The 18,131-nt window shown below is 46.8% G+C and carries 17 protein-coding genes; 5 read left to right on the top strand and 12 right to left on the bottom strand.

Features of this window, described 5'->3' with window-relative positions; all coding sequences use genetic code 11:
• Nucleotide 1 precedes the first annotated feature (1 nt).
• The 11 genes from frr to fusA all read right to left on the bottom strand — a co-directional run bounded on the left by frr (nucleotide 2) and on the right by fusA (nucleotide 12,750).
• Nucleotides 2-559 (bottom strand): ribosome recycling factor, encoded by a 558-nt coding sequence (gene frr / locus ACKU40_RS09320; protein ID WP_320176242.1) that lies wholly within the window; start codon nucleotides 557-559, stop codon nucleotides 2-4.
• Nucleotides 560-561: 2 nt separating this feature from the next.
• A complete protein-coding gene (gene pyrH, locus ACKU40_RS09315) occupies nucleotides 562-1,281 on the bottom strand; it encodes a UMP kinase (protein WP_015851143.1) in 720 nt (239 codons plus the stop codon).
• Between the two features lie 436 nt (nucleotides 1,282-1,717).
• On the bottom strand, nucleotides 1,718-2,338 hold the full coding sequence (tsf, locus tag ACKU40_RS09310) for a translation elongation factor Ts (RefSeq protein WP_320176241.1): 621 nt from the start codon (nucleotides 2,336-2,338) through the stop codon (nucleotides 1,718-1,720).
• Nucleotides 2,339-2,340: 2 nt separating this feature from the next.
• A complete protein-coding gene (gene rpsB, locus ACKU40_RS09305; protein WP_320176240.1) occupies nucleotides 2,341-3,120 on the bottom strand; it encodes a 30S ribosomal protein S2 in 780 nt (259 codons plus the stop codon).
• 154 nt (nucleotides 3,121-3,274) lie between these two features.
• Nucleotides 3,275-4,042 (bottom strand): fumarylacetoacetate hydrolase family protein, encoded by a 768-nt coding sequence (locus ACKU40_RS09300; protein WP_320176239.1) that lies wholly within the window; start codon nucleotides 4,040-4,042, stop codon nucleotides 3,275-3,277.
• 83 nt (nucleotides 4,043-4,125) lie between these two features.
• The gene (locus ACKU40_RS09295) at nucleotides 4,126-5,829 is read right to left on the bottom strand and encodes a ribonuclease J (protein WP_320176238.1); all 1,704 of its coding nucleotides are present in this window, start codon (nucleotides 5,827-5,829) and stop codon (nucleotides 4,126-4,128) included.
• Nucleotides 5,822-6,541: a lysophospholipid acyltransferase family protein gene (locus ACKU40_RS09290; protein ID WP_320176237.1), complete on the bottom strand. Its 720-nt coding sequence runs from the start codon at nucleotides 6,539-6,541 to the stop codon at nucleotides 5,822-5,824. The genes ACKU40_RS09295 and ACKU40_RS09290 overlap by 8 nt, the downstream gene beginning before the upstream one ends.
• Before the next feature lie 213 nt (nucleotides 6,542-6,754).
• Entirely contained in the window at nucleotides 6,755-7,273 is a 519-nt protein-coding gene (locus ACKU40_RS09285) for a hypothetical protein (RefSeq protein WP_320176236.1), read from the bottom strand.
• A gap of 150 nt (nucleotides 7,274-7,423) precedes the next feature.
• A complete protein-coding gene (katG, locus tag ACKU40_RS09280; RefSeq protein WP_320176235.1) occupies nucleotides 7,424-9,607 on the bottom strand; it encodes a catalase/peroxidase HPI in 2,184 nt (727 codons plus the stop codon).
• A gap of 488 nt (nucleotides 9,608-10,095) precedes the next feature.
• On the bottom strand, nucleotides 10,096-10,515 hold the full coding sequence (locus ACKU40_RS09275) for a hypothetical protein (RefSeq protein ID WP_320176234.1): 420 nt from the start codon (nucleotides 10,513-10,515) through the stop codon (nucleotides 10,096-10,098).
• A gap of 171 nt (nucleotides 10,516-10,686) precedes the next feature.
• Nucleotides 10,687-12,750 (bottom strand): elongation factor G, encoded by a 2,064-nt coding sequence (fusA, locus tag ACKU40_RS09270; RefSeq protein WP_320176233.1) that lies wholly within the window; start codon nucleotides 12,748-12,750, stop codon nucleotides 10,687-10,689.
• A 203-nt stretch (nucleotides 12,751-12,953) separates the two neighbouring features.
• On the opposite strand from fusA, the gene ACKU40_RS09265 reads away from it, so the two are divergent.
• The 5 genes from ACKU40_RS09265 to ACKU40_RS09245 all read left to right on the top strand — a co-directional run bounded on the left by ACKU40_RS09265 (nucleotide 12,954) and on the right by ACKU40_RS09245 (nucleotide 16,575).
• On the top strand, nucleotides 12,954-13,907 hold the full coding sequence (locus ACKU40_RS09265) for a ParB/RepB/Spo0J family partition protein (RefSeq protein WP_320176232.1): 954 nt from the start codon (nucleotides 12,954-12,956) through the stop codon (nucleotides 13,905-13,907).
• 11 nt (nucleotides 13,908-13,918) lie between these two features.
• Nucleotides 13,919-15,019, top strand: coding sequence for a spore photoproduct lyase family protein (locus ACKU40_RS09260; protein WP_320176231.1), 1,101 nt, complete (start codon nucleotides 13,919-13,921; stop codon nucleotides 15,017-15,019).
• Between the two features lie 246 nt (nucleotides 15,020-15,265).
• Nucleotides 15,266-15,505 carry a hypothetical protein gene (locus ACKU40_RS09255; RefSeq protein WP_320176230.1) on the top strand — a complete coding sequence of 80 codons (240 nt, stop codon included), beginning with the start codon at nucleotides 15,266-15,268 and terminating at the stop codon, nucleotides 15,503-15,505.
• 260 nt (nucleotides 15,506-15,765) lie between these two features.
• On the top strand, nucleotides 15,766-16,038 hold the full coding sequence (locus tag ACKU40_RS09250) for an SHOCT domain-containing protein (protein ID WP_320176229.1): 273 nt from the start codon (nucleotides 15,766-15,768) through the stop codon (nucleotides 16,036-16,038).
• 66 nt (nucleotides 16,039-16,104) lie between these two features.
• Nucleotides 16,105-16,575, top strand: coding sequence for a hypothetical protein (locus ACKU40_RS09245; RefSeq protein ID WP_320176228.1), 471 nt, complete (start codon nucleotides 16,105-16,107; stop codon nucleotides 16,573-16,575).
• 78 nt (nucleotides 16,576-16,653) lie between these two features.
• On the opposite strand, the gene ACKU40_RS09240 is transcribed toward ACKU40_RS09245, so the two are convergent.
• A complete protein-coding gene (locus ACKU40_RS09240) occupies nucleotides 16,654-18,018 on the bottom strand; it encodes a P-loop NTPase fold protein (protein ID WP_320176227.1) in 1,365 nt (454 codons plus the stop codon).
• Between the last annotated feature and the right edge of the window lie 113 nt (nucleotides 18,019-18,131).

The following is an 18,131-nucleotide window of genomic DNA, read 5'->3' as shown; positions in this document are numbered from 1 at the left end:
ACTAGATTTCCAGAATTTCCTTTTCTTTATCGCCGCATGCTGCATCGCATTTCTTTACGTAATCATCAGTGATTTTCTGAACGTCGTCCTGAGCTTTGCGCTGTTCGTCCTCGGAGATATCCTTGTCCTTTTCCAGCTTTTTCAGGGTGTCGTTCATATCGCGGCGTACGTTACGAATAGCGATCTTGGATTCTTCGGTGTACTTTTTAGCGATCTTAACGAGTTCCTTACGGCGTTCCTCTGTGAGAGGAGGAATGGTGATGCGCAGTACTTTACCGTCGTTAACGGGGTTCAAGCCGAGATCGGACTGCATCAGTGCTTTTTCGATAAGGGAAAAAGCGCCTCTGTCCCAGGGCTGGATGGAGATTGTACGGGAATCCGGGATGGAAACGGATGCCAGCTGGTTAACGGGAGTGGGAGTTCCGTAGTAATCAACGGGAATGTTATCCACCAGCGAAGTGGCTGCGCGACCGGTGCGCAGTTTTGCAAAATCGTTTTCCAAAGCGGTCAGTGCGCCTTCCATTCTTTTTTTGCCATCGGCAAGAACTTCATTAATCATTATTATCCTCCGTGAACAATTGTTCCGATCTGCTCACCTTTGACAACCCTTTCAATGTTTCCTTTTTCGAAAAGGTTGAAAACAATGATGGGCATGTTGTTGTCCATGGCCAGCGAGGTGGCTGTAGAGTCCATTACGCCCAGTCTCTTTTCAAGAGTCTCAAGGTAGGTGATAGATTCAAATTTAACTGCATCGTCGTGCTTCATCGGGTCTTTATCGTAGACTCCGTCCACTTTAGTCGCCTTGATGATAGCTTCGGTCTTAAGTTCCATGGCCCTGAGTGCTGCTGCGGTGTCGGTAGTGAAGTATGGGTTACCGGTACCGGCTGCACAAATTACCACCCTGCCTTTTTCAAGGTGGCGTACGGCCCTGCGGCGGATGTAAGGCTCGGCCACAGCCTGCATGGGAATTGCGGACATAACCCTTGTGTCGCATCCGAGCTTTTCAAGAGCATCCTGAACAGCAAGAGCGTTCATGATGGTTGCAAGCATTCCCATGTAGTCAGCGGAAGCGCGGTCCATGCCCTTTGCAGAATCAGACATGCCGCGGAAAATATTACCGCCGCCGATAACCAGAGCAACCTGCAGTCCTTTCTTGGCAACCTCTGCAATTTCGCCTGCGAACTGGCTGATTGCTGAAGGTTTAATACCGAACTGCTGGTCACCTGCGAGTGCCTCACCGCTGAGTTTGATCATTACCCGTGAATAGCGCAATTTGTCCATAGTTTCTCCCGTTTTTCCGCGGATCTTGTCCGGTTATTAGTAGATAAGCAGGCCGGAAGTTAATTTGTTTGGCGCGGGAGGGTGCTCCCTCCTGTTTCCGGCTGTATAAAATCGTTTTTATCCGTTTCCGTTCAGTTGCCCGATGTTACCAGAAAATCCCGCTTCAGGTAATTGCTCGGGTGAAAATTGCCCCTTTAAAAAGCTCAAACCTATACGGCCATGTCCGTATTGATTTGAGCTTAGAAAAATATCCACCGCTGAACTTCCTTCATGTCTATTCGCTGGATTCGCATATGAAGGTCGGTTCGTTTTTGCGGCTTTCCGGTGCTATGAGGAGCAATTGTGTTATGTTTCAAACTTGTCCTTGGTAAGTGTGTGGTCGCTTGTTAAAAAACGGACAAAAAAAACGGGCCTTGCGGCCCGTTTCAATGAAGTCTTATTCGGCTTCGCTTTCTTCAGCGACTGCTTCCGCGAGGTTGATGCGGGCGAAGCGACCGATCTGCATGTTCTCACCGAGAACTGCGATGGTGTCGTTGAGAAGATCTTTAATGGTCTTTTTGTCGTCCTTGATGAAGGGCTGTTCAATAAGACATACTTCTTTGTAGTATTTGCTGACACGGCCTTCAACAATCTTTTCAGCGATGTTTTCGGGCTTACCTTCAGCAATAGCCTGCTGCTTGTAGATTTCTTTTTCTTTCTCAAGCAGGTCCTGAGGCAGATCTTCGGGCTTTACACAAACAGGGTTGGTTGCTGCAACCTGCATTGCGAGGTCTTTGGACAGCTGGATGAACTGTTCAGCCTTAGCAACGAAGTCGGTTTCACACTTGAGTTCAACCATAGCAACGAGTTTACCGTTGCTGTGGGTGTAAGTGCCAACCAGACCTTCACTGGTAGCGCGACCTGCTTTTTTAGCAGCCTTTGCGAGACCTTTTTCGCGAAGGTATTTGATTGCGTTTTCTTCGTTGCCATCGCATTCAGCGAGAGCTTTTTTGCAATCCATCATTCCTACGCCGGTTTTCTCACGCAGGGCCTTAACCATCTGTGCGGTAATAGCCATGATTATTCTGCCTCCTGAGGAGTTTCTTCTTTAGCTTCAGTTTCTACAGCTTTCTCGGCAGCTTTGGTTTCTTCTGCTTCCATAACTTTGTCTTCCTTGCGGCGAGCTGCGCCTTCTAGGCAAGCATCAGCCATGTGGGAAGCGAAGAGCTTGATGGCGCGGATAGCGTCATCGTTACCGGGGATGATGTAGTCAACCATATCGGGATCGCAGTTGGAGTCTACTACTGCAACTACGGGGATACCGAGTTTGCGGCATTCCTGAATAGCGATCTGCTCACGCTTGGGGTCGATGACGAAAGCAACAGCGGGGGAACCGTTAAGGTCTTTGATACCGCCGAGAGCGAGGTTCAGTTTTTTAACCTCACGACCCATCATTACGATTTCCTTTTTGGGGAAGCGTTTGATGGAACCGTCTTCGAACATTTCTTCAAGTTTTTTGAGGCGATCGATGCTTTTTTTGATGGTCTGGAAGTTGGTAAGAGTTCCGCCCATCCAGCGGTGAGTCACGTGGAACATGCCTGCACGGCTTGCTTCAGCAGCGATAGCTTCTTGAGCCTGACGCTTGGTACCGATGAAAAGTACTTTGCCGCCTTTAGCTACGTTGTCAGCGATGAAATCGTGAGCCTTGCGGAAAAGTTTAACAGTCTGCTGGAGATCCATAATGTGGATTCCATTACGTGCGCCGAAAATGTAAGGGCGCATTTTGGGGTTCCATCTGCGGGTCTGGTGACCGAAGTGAACGCCGGTCTCAAGCATCTGCTTCATAGTTACGTATGCCATAATTTCCTCCTGGGTTTTTCCTCCATTCCGGCTGTAATGAACCTGCAACCGCTGCAGGCACCCATATAGAGGCCGGAATGTGTGATTTGGCTACGCACCATTACGGGAATTAGCCTGAAAAGGCAACCCTTGGTGCATTCTTTTTTGAAAATATTTACTGGACCGGTGCTTTCAGGGATTCGTCGTCAACCACAGGGTTGCTGAGCTTGCCGATTCCTTCGATTTCGACTTCAACTCGGTCTCCGGCTTTGAGGGTTCCGATTCCCGGAGGTGTACCGGTCATGATTACGTCTCCGGGATTGAGAGTCATATGTTGTGAAATATAGCTGACCAGTTCTGCCGGGCTGTACTGCATGTCTGCAATGGTGCCTTCCTGCCGGACCTTATCATTAACTATAGTACGTATGCCAAGTCTGCTGACGTCAATATCAGTTTCAATACATGGCCCGATGGGGGCGAATGTGTCAAAACCTTTGGCCCGGGTGAATAAGGTGTCCTTGCGCTGGAAATCCCTTGCTGTGATGTCATTGGCGCAGGAGTATCCGAAAATCATGGGGTCTACATCATGCGGCTGAACGTTCTTGGTTGTCTGCCCTATGATAATGGCAAGCTCCCCTTCATAGTCCACTTGTTCGGAAATAGAAGGGATAACAATTGCATCGTTATTTCCGATAACCGCTGAGGGCGGTTTCAGGAAGATCATGGGTTCATCCGGGATTTTCATATCCAGTTCAGCTGCATGCGCCCTGTAGTTCAGGCCTACGCAGACAATTTTGGAAGGAACCACGATGGGCAGGATAGCGCATTCCGAAAATGGAATTGGCACGGAACCGGGCTGTCCGGTTACCAGACTTTTAAAATGTCCGTCTTCCAAAGTTGCATAGAATACATTTTCGCCATGTCTGATTCTGTAAACTTTCATTTAATCTCCCGGCATGATCTGATTCAGTCGCAAAAATAAAAATAGCACAAACAAAAAAAACAGCCAAACAGGGTTTGGAGTTTTTAGAGTATACATTTATCGCACTTGGCGTCGATATCCTTTTCTTCGTCTCCGGTCAGTGAAATAACAAGGGGAATGACCACCGGATCTCGGCCGAGAACCTTGCGGAAAAAACGGCGCAGGGCCGATCGGATGCGTTCTTTGAGTTTGTTGGTGTGTCCCGGAGGTATGTTTTCAAACACATCAAGTACAATGCACTTGGCATCTTCCAGAAGGTGAGAGTACTGCTGCTCAAAGACAAATCCCTTTGATGTGACTTCCGGTCCCTTGAGGATTTCGCCGGTGTTTACATCGACGATCAGAGCCACAATGACCAAACCTTCTCCGGCCAGCAGCTGGCGTTCTTTGAGTACGGTCTGGCCTACATCCCCAACTCCTTTGCCGTCTACAAGGGTGCATTGTACAGGCACGTTTTCTTCGAAACGAATGCCGTGCAGCAGGAAAGTCACGGGTTCACCGTCTTCAATTACCAATGAACGTTCAGGAGCGACTCCGGTTTCTACGGCAAGACGGGAATGCTTTATTAAATGTCTGTACTCTCCATGCACGGGAATAAAATATTTGGGACGCACTGTTTCAAGCATAATGCGCAGTTCTTCGCGATGCGCGTGGCCGGAAGCGTGAATGCCTTGAACCTTTTCATAAAGAACTTCTGCGCCAAGCTTGTAAAGTCTGTTGATGACTCTGGTGATGGCTTTGGTGTTGCCCGGAATAAAACGCGAGGACATTAAAACAAGGTCGCCTTCCTTGATGGAAAGCTGGCGGTGGTCTCCGGTGGAAAGGCGTGAAAGGGAGGCCAAAGATTCGCCCTGAGACCCGGTTACCAGCAGAACTATTTCATCATCGCGATAATCGGGGAGATCTTCGAGGTCTATGAGTGTTCCGCCCGGAAAACGCAATTTGCCAAGATCGCGGGCAAGTTCGATATTGCGGGCCAAGGATTTTCCGCTGACTCCAACCTTGCGTCTAGCTTCCACGGCAAGGTCAAAAATTTCCTGCATGCGCTGAATATGGCTGGAGAAGAGGGTAACCAGAATGCGGCCTTCTGCTTCAATAAAGAGGTCGCGCATGGTGTTTTTGATTTCATTTTCGGTGAGGGCGTATCCATCCTGTTCAACGTTGGTGGAATCAGAGAAAAGCAGGGTGACACCAGATTCGGAAAATTTTGCAATGGCTTCAAGGTCCGTTTCGTGTCCATCCAGCGGGTTGCGGTCAATCTTGAAATCGCCAGTATGGATTACCCGGCCTACTGGTGTTTCAATACCCAACGCATAGCCTTCGATAATGGAATGGCAGACAGGGAAAAAATTAAAAGCCAAGTCGCCCAATTCCACCCGGTCATGCGGGTTTACAACGCGCAGGTCAACGTAATCTTCAAGATTATGTTCACGAAGTTTGTTTTCCACCAGTCCAAGGGTAAACTTGGAACCGTAGACGGGTACATCTATATAAGGAAGCAACCACGGCAAAGCACCGATATGGTCCTCATGTCCGTGGGTGAGCACGATCCCTTTTAAGGTGTTCTTCATGGCCATGATATGGTCAAAGCGGGGAATAGCTATATCCACACCGAAAAGGGCGTCATCTGGAAAAATGAGCCCGCAGTCGATCACTACTGCCGTTTCAGCAGTGCTGAGCATCATACAATTCAGACCGATTTCACCAAGGCCCCCAAGCGGACATACTGTAAGCTGGGGATCATTCATCTTTTAGCTCCGCATAGGCTGCACCCATAACTGCTTCGAGCTGTTCCTTGAGTTTGACGCGGTCACGGACTTTGTATTCTGAAATATCAATGGGCGGCAGGGCCTTGATTTTGATCTCCTGAAACGGATTCATCCACAGGCTGTGTTTTTTGCAGACCTTGTTAATGCCGTACATAACCACCGGGGCGATGGGCTTCTGGCATTTCAGAGCCAGTACCATTCCACCGGTTTTAAATTCCATAAGGCCGTCTTTTTCAGGGGCGGGGTTACGGGTCCCTTCGGGGAAGATCAGAGGAGAAAGACCGCTGTTGGCAGTATCAATAGCGTTCTGAATATCACGCATTCCCTGTCTGCGGTTTTCGCGGTCAATGGAGATGTGTCCCCCTGCGGTCATGGCATGGCCAAAGACCGGAAAATCGAAAAGTTGTTTTTTAGCAACAAATTTGAATTGCCAAGGTGCAAGGAATTTGAAGAGCAGGGGAATGTCGTAAAAACTCTGGTGGTTTACCATGAAAACGTAAGTTTGATTTTCGTCGAGGGCGCTCAGGTCTACCCGGTTCGTGCTGGCGCAGAGCCATACAACCAGTTTGCCCCAGTTCCGCTCACACCAGTGGCTGGATTTCTGGGAGCGTCCAATGATTGCCACGATGGAAAAGAAAATAGTGGCCGGAAAAAAAACAAGGTAAAAAAATAAGGTTCTAAATAAGTTCACGATAGTAATTAAGGTTAAACTGTTTTGCAGGGAAATATATTGAAGGCCGTGGATTTTGAATCCAACTGACCAATCATTAATTAATAACAAATAAACCACCCATTAAGTAGTTTAATTTTTCCCGCTGGACAAGAGGAAAGGGAAAATAATGAAAAGAAGGAATTGTTGCATAACGAAGAAAGCCCCGGCATGTAATTGCCGGGGCGATGGAGTCTAAAATGGTTGCCCATTGTTGATGGGAGAAGTCCCTCCGTGGCCTGAGCCAGTCCCATGCATTCCCCAATATCTGTATTGCCCGACAAGGGCTTTGCTGAGTTTGTCGTTGTTGGATGTCCATTTAACTAATGCGTGTCCGAAAACAGTCCTTTGGTTAGCACTGTCATCAAGCATGTACATGCGGGTTCCATGGGGAGGGATTTCAAATTCACCAGTTCCCAGTGCAATAGTTGTCCATTGCCCGGTATTATCGCCAGTCATTACCCTTCCTCGATTGGTGACATCCTCTCCTTCATGGTCATAAACAACGATTTTACAGTTTACTACCGTATCAGTGATATTAGAAAGGCTAATGTATGAAATGGCTTTATTGGTTGCAGTATAGTGATAAGTGAAAATGTGTGGAACAATGGCGCTTCCCTGTGCATTGAATGTGGGGTTTTGAGCCATTGATGTGCCGCAAAGGACTAAGATTGAAACTACTACTAAAATGCCGATGTTAATTGTTGTCTTCATTGATTTCTCCTTTAATTATGTTTTTGTGATAAAATCTATTTTTAATAAGTAATGTCAAGATATATGTATTAGATTTAGATGATAAAAGAAAAAAGCGGCGTATCAGAATAATGAAACGCCGCTTTTTTATTATTGATCTGTTAAGCTATTTTAGAATCGTCCCAGATTCATAACCTTATCCCATGCGGTGATGAAGTCGTTAACAAACTTTTCTCCAGAATCTTCACATCCATAAACCTCGGCAATTGCTCGCAGCTGGGAATTGGCTCCGAAGATCAGGTCGATTCTGGTGGCGGTCCACTTTAATTCACCGCTTTCGCGGTCGCGTCCCTCAAATAATTCCGCATCTTCAGATGTGGGAGTCCATACCGTATCCATATCAAGCAGGTTGCTGAAGAAGTCATTGCTCAGGCTTCCGGGGTTATCTGTGAATATGCCGTGCTTTGAGCCATCAAAGTTTGCATTTAAGGCACGCATCCCTCCGATAAGTACGGTCATTTCAGGAGCGGTCAGGGTCATGAGCTGGGCTTTGTCCACCAGCAATTCTTCCGGGGTAACGGAGTATTTTACCTTCTGGTAGTTGCGGAAGCCGTCAGCTGCGGGTTCGAGCACTGCAAATGAATAGACATCGGTCTGTTCTTGTGAAGCATCGGTGCGGCCCGGAGTGAACGGCACGGTCACATCAAATCCAGCATTTTTTGCGCCTTGTTCCACTGCTGCGCAACCGCCCAGTACAATCAGGTCGGCGATGGAGACCTTTTTATTGCCGGATTTGCTGTTGAATTCCTGCTGAATTCCTTCGAGCTTGTTCAGCAGTTCCGGTAGTTGCAACGGCTGGTTTACATACCAGTCCTTTTGCGGTGCAAGGCGGATTCGCGCACCATTGGCACCTCCGCGTTTGTCGGAATCACGGTAGGTTGAAGCGGAGGCCCATGCAGCGGAAACAAGTTTCGAAACAGACAATCCTGAAGCCAGAATTTTAGCCTTCAAATCTGCAATATCTGTGTTGTCGATCAGTTCGTGATCCACTGCGGGAACCGGATCCTGCCAGATGAGCTCTTCATCGGGAACCATAGAACCCAGATAACGAGAACGCGGTCCCATGTCGCGGTGGGTCAGCTTGAACCATGCCCGTGCAAAGGCGTCGGCAAACTCTTCGGGGTTTTCGTGGAAACGTTTCGCAATGGGTGCGTATATCGGGTCCATGCGCAGAGATAGGTCTGCGGTTGTCATCATTGGAGGATGGGTCTTGGAAGGATCGTGTGCATCCGGCACGGTCTTTTTTGCTTCCGGATCGGATGGATGCCATTGCCAGGCCCCGGCAGGACTTTTTTCCAGATTCCATTCATAGCCGAACAGAGTGTCGAAGTAGCTGTTGTCCCATTTAATGGGGGTCGGGGTCCATGCGCCTTCAATGCCGCTTGAGATGGTATCTCCACCCTTACCGCTGCCGAATTTGCTCTTCCAGCCCAGTCCCTGCTGTTCAATCGGTGCGCCTTCGGGGTCCGGACCTACATTGGTTGCGTCTCCTGCTCCGTGGCATTTGCCGAAGGTGTGTCCTCCTGCGACAAGGGCCACGGTTTCTTCGTCGTTCATGGCCATACGGGCAAAAGTTTCACGCACATCCTTGCCTGAAGCCACGGCATTCGGGTCACCGTTAGGACCCTCGGGGTTCACGTAAATCAAACCCATCTGTACTGCTGCCAGCGGGTTATCTAGCTTGCGGTTACCTGAGTAGCGGGTGTCTCCGAGCCAAGTGTCCTCGTCGCCCCAGTAAATATCTTCTTCCGGTTCCCAGATATCTTCGCGGCCTCCTGCAAACCCGAAAGGCTTCAAGCCCATGGATTCAATTGCGCAGGTTCCGGCAAAAACTATCAGGTCGGCCCATGAAATTTTGCGTCCGTATTTCTTCTTGATGGGCCAGAGCAGCCTGCGGGCTTTGTCGAGGTTTACGTTGTCAGGCCAGCTGTTGAGCGGTGCAAGGCGCTGGCTGCCAGATCCGGCACCGCCACGTCCGTCTCCGATGCGGTAGGTCCCGGCACTGTGCCATGCCATGCGGATAAATAATGGGCCGTAGTGTCCGTAATCTGCAGGCCACCATTCCTGAGAGTCGGTCATCAATTCGAACAGGTCTTTTTTGAGTGCTTCAAGGTCGAGTTTTTTAAATTCGTCAGCATAGTTGAAGTCTTTGCCCATAGGGTCAGATTTTGCTGAATGCTGATGCAGGATGTTCAGGTTAAGCTGGTTGGGCCACCAGTCTTTGTTCGATGTGCCGCTACCGGCTACCTGACTTGAGGTACGCCCGGTTACCGGACATTTTTTTTCGTCATTCATGATTTCTTCTCCCGTGATTTGTTGAATTAAAAATCAAGATCATAGTTAGCATATTTTAGTTATCAGTAGGAAGAAGATAAGTGATTTAGTTTTTTAGATCAACAATAAAGAGAATTATTACTAGTTAGATGAGTGGCTAAAAGTATAGTCTTTAATAATTGGTAGTAAGCTTAATATTTTTTTAGTAAATTCTTATTTGTTTTTTGCCATCTTTTTCAATTACAACAACACTGGTTGCCTTTACGGAAAACAGAGTCCGGTAATCAGATTTTCCATCATACGGTCCAAATTCTTTATCTAACGCTTCTAGAGCGGTTGCAAGCCCGTCTATCTTGCCGGTGTTTCGACCAAGGTCGAACCATTTTCCCCGAACATGCATGTAAAATGGAATATATCCTGTCAGGGTTATTAATACGCCGAGAAGAAAGGCTGCTATTGTTTTTTCATGATGTTCTCTTAAATGGTGATGCTGTTTAAGTATAATGAAGTCAGTTTGTTAGACTGTTCTTTTCGTGATTTTTTATTCTTATCCATGCTGTGAGCAGTGAACCTGCGCAAACAGCAACTGTGAAAAGGATATGGGCTCTCCGGCTTTCATCAAAACCTGCTGTTCCGAAAGAGGATAGAGCCTCTGCGTTTGTTACTTTTAGTGTAGTGATAAGGTTGCCTAATTGATCTAGCTGCTTTTGATATTTTAACAATGCAATATGATTTTTAAAGCAGAAAATGAGATAGGCCCCAATAATAATTAGTGGTTCTTTTATTGTTCGTACAGCCTTGTCACTATTCAGTATTATTCCCACAACGGTCAGAGATACAACGCTGAAGTAGTTCCATATTTTATCAACTTGGTCTATTTGAACCTGGTATACACTGACGGCGTTCAAGACTAGTTCCAGATTTTCCATTTTGACCTCCATTATTGGAGTCTATGAGAGCTTGGTTGTTTTCACAATACTAAGTTGTTTTTTCGAGTCTGTTATATTGGAAAGATAAGAATTGATTGTCGTATGGTCATAAAAAAGGCCGGGACACATGTCCCGGCCTAAGTAGTTCAACCATAGTAAACAGGTGCAGGATTATTCGTCCTTACCTGCGTTGTATTGTTCAATGACCTTTTCCGCGATCGGCGGGGGGCACTCTTCGTAGTGGGACATTTCCATGGTGAAAGTTCCCTGACCACCGGTCATGGAGCGCAGGTCCGGTGCATACTTGAGAATTTCGGACATGGGCACGTGGGCCTTGACCTCGGTAACGCCTGCGGTGGAGTCGGAACCGAGTACCTTGCCACGGCGGGAGGAAAGGTCACCGATGATGTCACCCATGAATTCGTCAGGCACTTCGACCACAACGTTCATCAGCGGCTCAAGCAGGGCAACACCGGCTTTTTCGCATGCCTTTTTAAAGGCCATTGAACCGGCAACCTTGAATGCCATTTCCGAGGAGTCAACGGAATGGTAGGAGCCATCGTAAAGGGTTACCTTGAAGTCGATAATAGGTGAACCTGAAAGGAATCCCTTCTGGGCTGCTTCCTGAACACCTTTGTCGACTGCGGGGATGTACTGCTTTGGAATTACACCGCCGACGATGTTGTTTACGAACTCATAGCCGTTACCCTTGGTCTGAGGCTCAAGTTTGATCCAGCAGTCACCGAACTGTCCACGTCCGCCGGACTGTTTCTTGAAACGTCCCTGAACTTCAGCAAAACCTTTGATGGTTTCGCGATAGGGAACCTTGGGTGCATTAAGCACGATTTCAGCCTTGTAGCGGCGCTTTGCTTTCTCAACGGAGATTTCAATATGGTTCTGTCCCATACCGGAAAGCAGGATGTCGCCTGTTTCCTCGTCGCGTGAGAGGCTGAGGTTGACATCTTCGGCGAGCAGCTTCTGGATAGCCTGAAATACTTTATCTTCGTCGCCTTTTTCTGCCGGAGAAAGGGCGAAGGTGATCAGCTGCGGAGCCAGCTGCGGTTTTTCAAGGGTAAACTTCTTGTTGTCATCGCAGAGAGTATCACCGGTAAAGGTTTCCTTGAGCTTGGCAAGTGTGATGATTGCACCGGGACCTGCCGGGCTCTTGAGCGGTTTTTGTTCCTTACCGACCATGAGCAGAATGTTGCCCATTCTTTCCTTGGCGCCGGTATTGGTGTTGGTCAGGGTCAGGTCGCCGGTGACTGTTCCGGAGAGAACTCGGCAGATCGTAAGCTGTCCGGCAAAGGGGTCAGCAAGGGTTTTGAATACAAAGCAGGCAACGGGGCCGTCTGGGGAAGATTCACGGGTTGCACCGTCTTCGCCCTGCCATTCGGTATGGTCAAGCGGGGAGGGCAGGTAAGTCTGGACCATGTCCAGCAGGAAGGAGCCGCCTTTATTTTCCAGTGCGGAACCAACGCATACCGGGAACAGGCTGCGGTTTTTTACACCGGCAGTAAGGCCTTTTGCGATTTCTTCGGGGGAAAGTTCACCTTCTTCAAGGTATTTTTCCATGAGATATTCATCACTTTCCGCAATGTTTTCGATCATGGTTTCGCGCAGGACTTCTACTTCGTCTGCGATATCGGCGGGGATATCACTCTTGGTAACCTTTCCGTTCTCTTCGAACAGATAGGCCTGACCGGAGAGCATATCCACTACGCCCTTGAAATTTTCCTTGATTCCGATTGGATAATGCAGCAGTACGGGGCTGATGCCGAGAGAAGAGCTCAGGCTGTCGAATGCAGAATCGAAGTCTGCACGGTCTCGGTCCATCTTATTTATGAAAATAACAGTGGGTAGGTTTGCTTTTTCAACTGCTGCCCATGCTTTGCGCGAAAGGGGCTTGACTCCGTCCACGGCGTCAATGGTAAAGACAACGCCGTCGGACGCGGCTAGAGAGTATGGCAGGTCTCCGCAAAAGTTTGCATCACCCGGAGTGTCGATCAGAAAGTGGTCGTTTTTGTCCCACTTGTACCCGGCGAAACCGGACTGGATGGAACCGCGGCGCTTAATTTCTTCAGGTTCGGTATCGAGGGCGGTGGTGCCTTCCTCGATCTTACCGAGTCTGTCGATTACACCGGCATTAAAAAGAATCATCTCGGCGGTGGAGGTTTTGCCACAACCGCCGTGGCCCACAAGTGCAAAAGTCCTTTGGTTTTGTAAAGCTTCAGACATTCAACAACTCCGTTTCTCTGAATGTTCACAGCCGGGACCTGACGACCCGGCCAGTACAGGTCTAAAGGTGCAACTTATAATTCTTCCTAATAATCCCTATAGGTATAGCCCTGCTAACATGTCAAGCGTAGATAATTAATTAAATTTCGTGCATAAATAGTAATTGAGCACGACTTTATTCCGTTTTTCGGAGGTTATATAAATTGAGTAATCCCAGTATTTGCAGTCTTTATCCGGCTGATATCGACTGTTCCGGTCCATGGCTTCTGCATCCTGAGTCCCCGTTTGAAAAACTTATCCCGTCGTTGAAAAAACACGGGCAGCTCGTTCCAGTGCTGGCAGTTGAAGAATCCGGTAAAATACTGCTTGTTGCCGGCAGGGCAAGGGTTTCTGCTGCTTCAAAGCTTGGGCTTGACGTTTTGGTGCGATATATAGATGCCGCTGATGATATTTCAAAAGCCGTGCTACATCTTGAAGAAAATAGTGCGCGTTTAGCAGACGAATCTTTGAAATTGTCAGTGGTCCGTTTTTTTGCTGCACGTATAGATGCTGCTGAACTTCCCAACATCGTTGCCCCGCTGCTTGGCCTTAAGCCTAAATCACGGGATATGAAATTCTGGCTGGATTGGATGGAACTCGAGCTGGAATATGATGAATTGCTCAAGCTCGGGCATATTCCTTTGGCAGCGGTTTCTGTTCTCATCAAACTTGATGAACCAGACCGCACCGCTCTGGTTCGTTTTTTCGAGAAGCTGAGTTGGTCCCGTTCCAATGCGGTTAATTTCCTGACTTGGCTTTATGAGACTTCCCGTCGCGAGAACAAATCCATAGTTGAGCTGATCTCTGCTCCCGCATTTGACTCTGCGGGTGAGAGTGAATCCCCCAAGGATGCAGTTAGCCGTTTTTGCAAGTCTGCAAAAGAATTGTGCTATCCTACCCTGAGCGAGTTGGAGAAGGTTCATTGCAAGATTGTTTCGGAAATCTGCGCCGGAACCAAATGGCGCGTTGAACCTGTCGGCAGTTTCGAGACCGGGGAAGTTATGATTCAGACCCGTTTCAAGAATCGTGAGATGATGGAAAAGGCAATGGCTGATCTGGAGTCAATCTTCAAGTTCAGCGGTTGGGAAGATCTTTTCGAACTTGGTAGAGACAAGTAGCGGATTTAAAAATGAGCAATGATTTAGTACTTCCCGATCATTTAAAGGGAATTGAAAAAATATATATTGATCGCAGCATGCAGAAAGTTCCGCTTACCGAGCGGGTGCTTTCACGTATGCCCGACCTCCCGGTAGAAGTAGTGGACCCGGACAATTTCCCGCATGGGGAACTTGGCGGCAAGCAGTCTCTGTATCTGAAAGAGTACAAGGGTAAGTTTCTGCGTTTTTGTCCCGGCACCCGCTACTACCATTGTTGCGGATACAGGATCATCCATATCGGTGAGGGCTGCCCTATGGCTTGCTCTTACTGTATTTTGCAGGCTTACTTTCAGGACAATGTGCTCAAGGTATGGGCTAATCAGAACGATTTGTTCGATGAACTGGGCAAGGCGTTCTCGGCTGATGTTTCCACCCGCTACCGCGTCGGTACCGGGGAATTTACCGATTCCCTCGCCCTTGAAGCTGTCACCGGATACAGCCGCGATCTCGTAGAATTTCTCGGTGATTATCCCAACGTTTGTCTGGAATTGAAGTCCAAGATCATCGACCTTTCATGGATGGATGTGGTTAAGCGTACTGACCGCCTGCTTCCGGCATGGTCCCTCAATGCTCCGTTTGTTAATGAGCATGAGGAATTCGGTGTTTCAACACTCAAAGAACGTCTTGAAGCCGCCCGCACATGCGCTGAAGCCGGTTTCAGGGTCTGCCTGCATTTCGACCCCATCATCCGTTTTGACGGTTGGCGTGAAGGATATGCTGAAATCATCGATATGATCTTTGATTATGTGAAGCCGGAGCAGATCGCTTACTTCAGCCTTGGATCATTCAGGCATATGCCGCACCTCAAGCCGATCATTGAGCAGAATTTTCCGGAAACAACTTACATCTTCGATGAGTTCATTACCGGGAACGACAATAAAATGCGTTTGTTGCGGCCCCTGCGTCTGCGCCAGTTCAAGTTTATTGTCGATCGTCTGCGCAAGCACGGCATGGGCAAACAGTTATACTTCTGCATGGAATCCACCGAAAACTGGCAGGATGTCTTTGGTTACACCCCCAAAGATTTAGGCAGCCTTGGAAAGCATCTTATGAATCAGGCTTTTAATGATTAGTTGAGTTTAGTATAGTTTTCAAAACTGATTAAATGCCCCGCAGCAATTCTGTTGCGGGGTTTTCTTTTGCACAAAACTTGATGGTGCTGCACATGGCTTAATTATGTCGTGCAAGTTCTTGCATATATTTTTATTAAGTTAGGATTAACAGTGTCTTAAGTGTTTTTCTAATTGGTGCGGATTTAACATTTTTTTGTTTCTGGCATGCAGCATGAAATTCTATTTACAAAAATCACGAGGTTTAGAATGGAATTATACAATGTTGCAGTTGATGTTTTAAGCGTGCTTTTTTCTGATGGTATGGCTGGAACTGTTTTTTGGATTCTGGCTGTACAGTTAATTTTTGCAGTTATCGTCATCTGGGCTGCAATTCGTGTCCTTCGTAAATCATCGAATAGAGCTGAGTTTTCTACGGCTTTCTACGTAAAGAAGAAACGTTATGGGATTAATGTAATGGATGACCGTCCTTACGATTACCTGAAGTAGTTGTGAGGAGCCGACCATGTATTCACTGAATGAACTTTTGGCTTTTATCTGTATTTTATTCTTCGCATATCATGCATTGTTTGGCGGGACATAAATAGTTTCAGAGCATGAGTTGTGCAATCCTTTGTCTATCTATTGTGCAGTCTAGTGCACATTATTAGGTGGTTGGTTTGTAGTGTGTTAGATTTACAACTTAAATTTATGGCATGGGATATGCTTTTACTTAGTATGTATATAAATAAATTTAACGAGGTGAGGACATGGAATTTCTCAGCGCATTAAGCAGTTGGTGTAGCGGTCCCGGATTCGGCCATGGTGCCGGTTATGGTATGAGTGGCTGGATGCCGTTTCATTTTGGCGGAATTTTGCAACTCGTAGTCATCGGGTTGATCATTTATTTTACTGTGCGCATGTTTCGCAAGCCGGATACCGGGCCCTGTGCGCCTTCCGCACAGGATGTTTTAAAGAAGCGTTACGCTTCCGGCGAGATAAATGAGGAAACTTACATCCGCATGCGAGATGAATTGAAGTAAGGAATAAACTAGTTTGATTAGCTGTTAAACTTGGTGTAATAACTCAATTAAAGGGGGATTACACCAATGTCCTTACAAGATTATAAAGATCGCATTGATCGCCTGCAGAAAGGGCTGGGAAAGGCCTTTGCTGAAAATCCTTTTATCCTGAATATTCCGGGCAAATCCATCGCGTTAAAGGTGGACCCCTATTATTACGTGGCCTTCGAACCTGCCTTTTCCGAAAACTTGAGTCGTTTCGGGGTCATGTTGCCTAAAAATGTACGTGATACCTTGGTGCGTACCGGTAACTTGGTCACGGATCATGAGACCCGCAACCCGATCATTAAAATCCGCATGAAGTGGAATGACCGTTCATATGCCATGAACGTCTGCTTCGTGGAATCCGGTTTCATCGACCAAGCCCTGAAAATTTACGGCGGGGTCAAAGAGGAAGTTGGGTTGTCCGAAATCCGCATTCTCGAATCCGAGCGCGAAAGGCTGGAAGAATTTTTTGGTGAGCGGACGCTTTTGAAGAGTGTGGCGTTTGTGGAGTAGGGGAAGCTTTATTTGTTTAATTGTAAAAGCCCGTCAGAACACTGTTCTGGCGGGCTTTTTTTAGATAATCACGTTATATTAGTTTGTTTCAGGGAGAAATCTTAATAGACTTTTGCAGTATATGGGGACTAAGTCATTGATATTATAGCGATGGTCTGCAAACCTATGTCTTTCATCTGGTGTGGCTTGAGGGTTTAAGATGGAGTGCCAAGTTAATTTAAAATAGCCGAATTCTCCTGTTTGATTATCAAAATGTTCAGGGGTACTGTTGAATTCAAAAAAAGTTTCACATTCTTGCCAGCATTGTTCTTTCACTAATAATTTTTTGAAAATACTAGGTTCAAGTAGATGAATAAGACACAATCCACAGATTAGATTGTCCCATTCTGATAAACTTTTTCTTAGGCTGCTTTTTGCAATTGATACACTTGTTAATAATTTTTCAACTTCACGAAGTGCAATGTCTTTTTTAGAACTGTAAAACGTTAAAAGCTTTACGGCCTTATAGTCTAATCTCAAATCCATTCTTGATGATACAAATTCAATGAACTTATTGCTGTCGTCGTAATGAAGTTGGCTTATGTTTTTGTTTTTAGGTAGCATGGTTTCTATGTTAATGAATTTATTCAAATATATTTGCGATTGAACCTTAGCTCCATATCGACATTCAATATGTCCACACATCTGCTCCTTGTTATAAACAAGCACAAATACAATTCCTGGAACAGAAAAAACATGCTTAACCTTTTCAATTAAATCTAAAGCAAAATCAGGGCGGCATCTGTCTAACTCATCAATTATGAAGACAAGAGGTTTATTTTGTCTCTCACGTAGCTCTTTGCCGATAGTTTTTAAAGAATCACGGAATCCTTTTAATCCGCGTTTGGCTTCTTGGCGGGCTTTGAAAATGGCTTCAATTTGTTCTCCTGTTACTTCTCCAGTTGCAGCTGCACCTGCTGTTGCAGCATCGGTTTCTGGGCCACCGCCACCAGAACATGCTGCTGAAAATGCTCCTATCCCTGCTCCAAATATTTTTCCGACGGCTGGAGCTTTACTGGCAACCCAGTTTGCTGCTCCTTCAAGGTAACTTGGTTTTTGCTCCTGCCAAAAATCATCGCTTTCTTCCGTTGATGTCTTTTGGTCAATGAATGCATAGAACTCGTCTGCAAGAACGGCGAGAGGATCATATTGGTAGTCATGTGCAAATGCGTCAAAGTAAATGGAATCGATTTCAAAGTCGTTTTTGAGTAGTCCCTGCCATTGCTTAACGAAAGTTGTCTTACCTTCGCCCCAAGGAGCATCAAGGCCAATGACTAAAGCATCATCTGCATGCTTCACTAAGCGAGCTAAACTTTCACCGAATTCTTTACGATTGAAAGTGTCATTTTCCGGGGTAAAGCCTTCGCCTTCTTTGATTTTAATTTGAGGGGGGAACAACAGCATGGGAACTCCTGATTGAAAAAGTGTCTATAATTTGTTGTTCGTTTATATAGTAGAATGATTTCCGATTGGCGAGGGGTGAAATGATTTGTTAAATCCTACGCTTACTTTGAAGC

It is taken from the genome of Maridesulfovibrio sp. (assembly GCF_963666665.1).
Lineage (GTDB): Bacteria > Desulfobacterota > Desulfovibrionia > Desulfovibrionales > Desulfovibrionaceae > Maridesulfovibrio.
The sequence above is the reverse complement of the archived record's forward strand: the minus strand, read 5'-3'. Positions and strand labels throughout refer to the sequence as shown.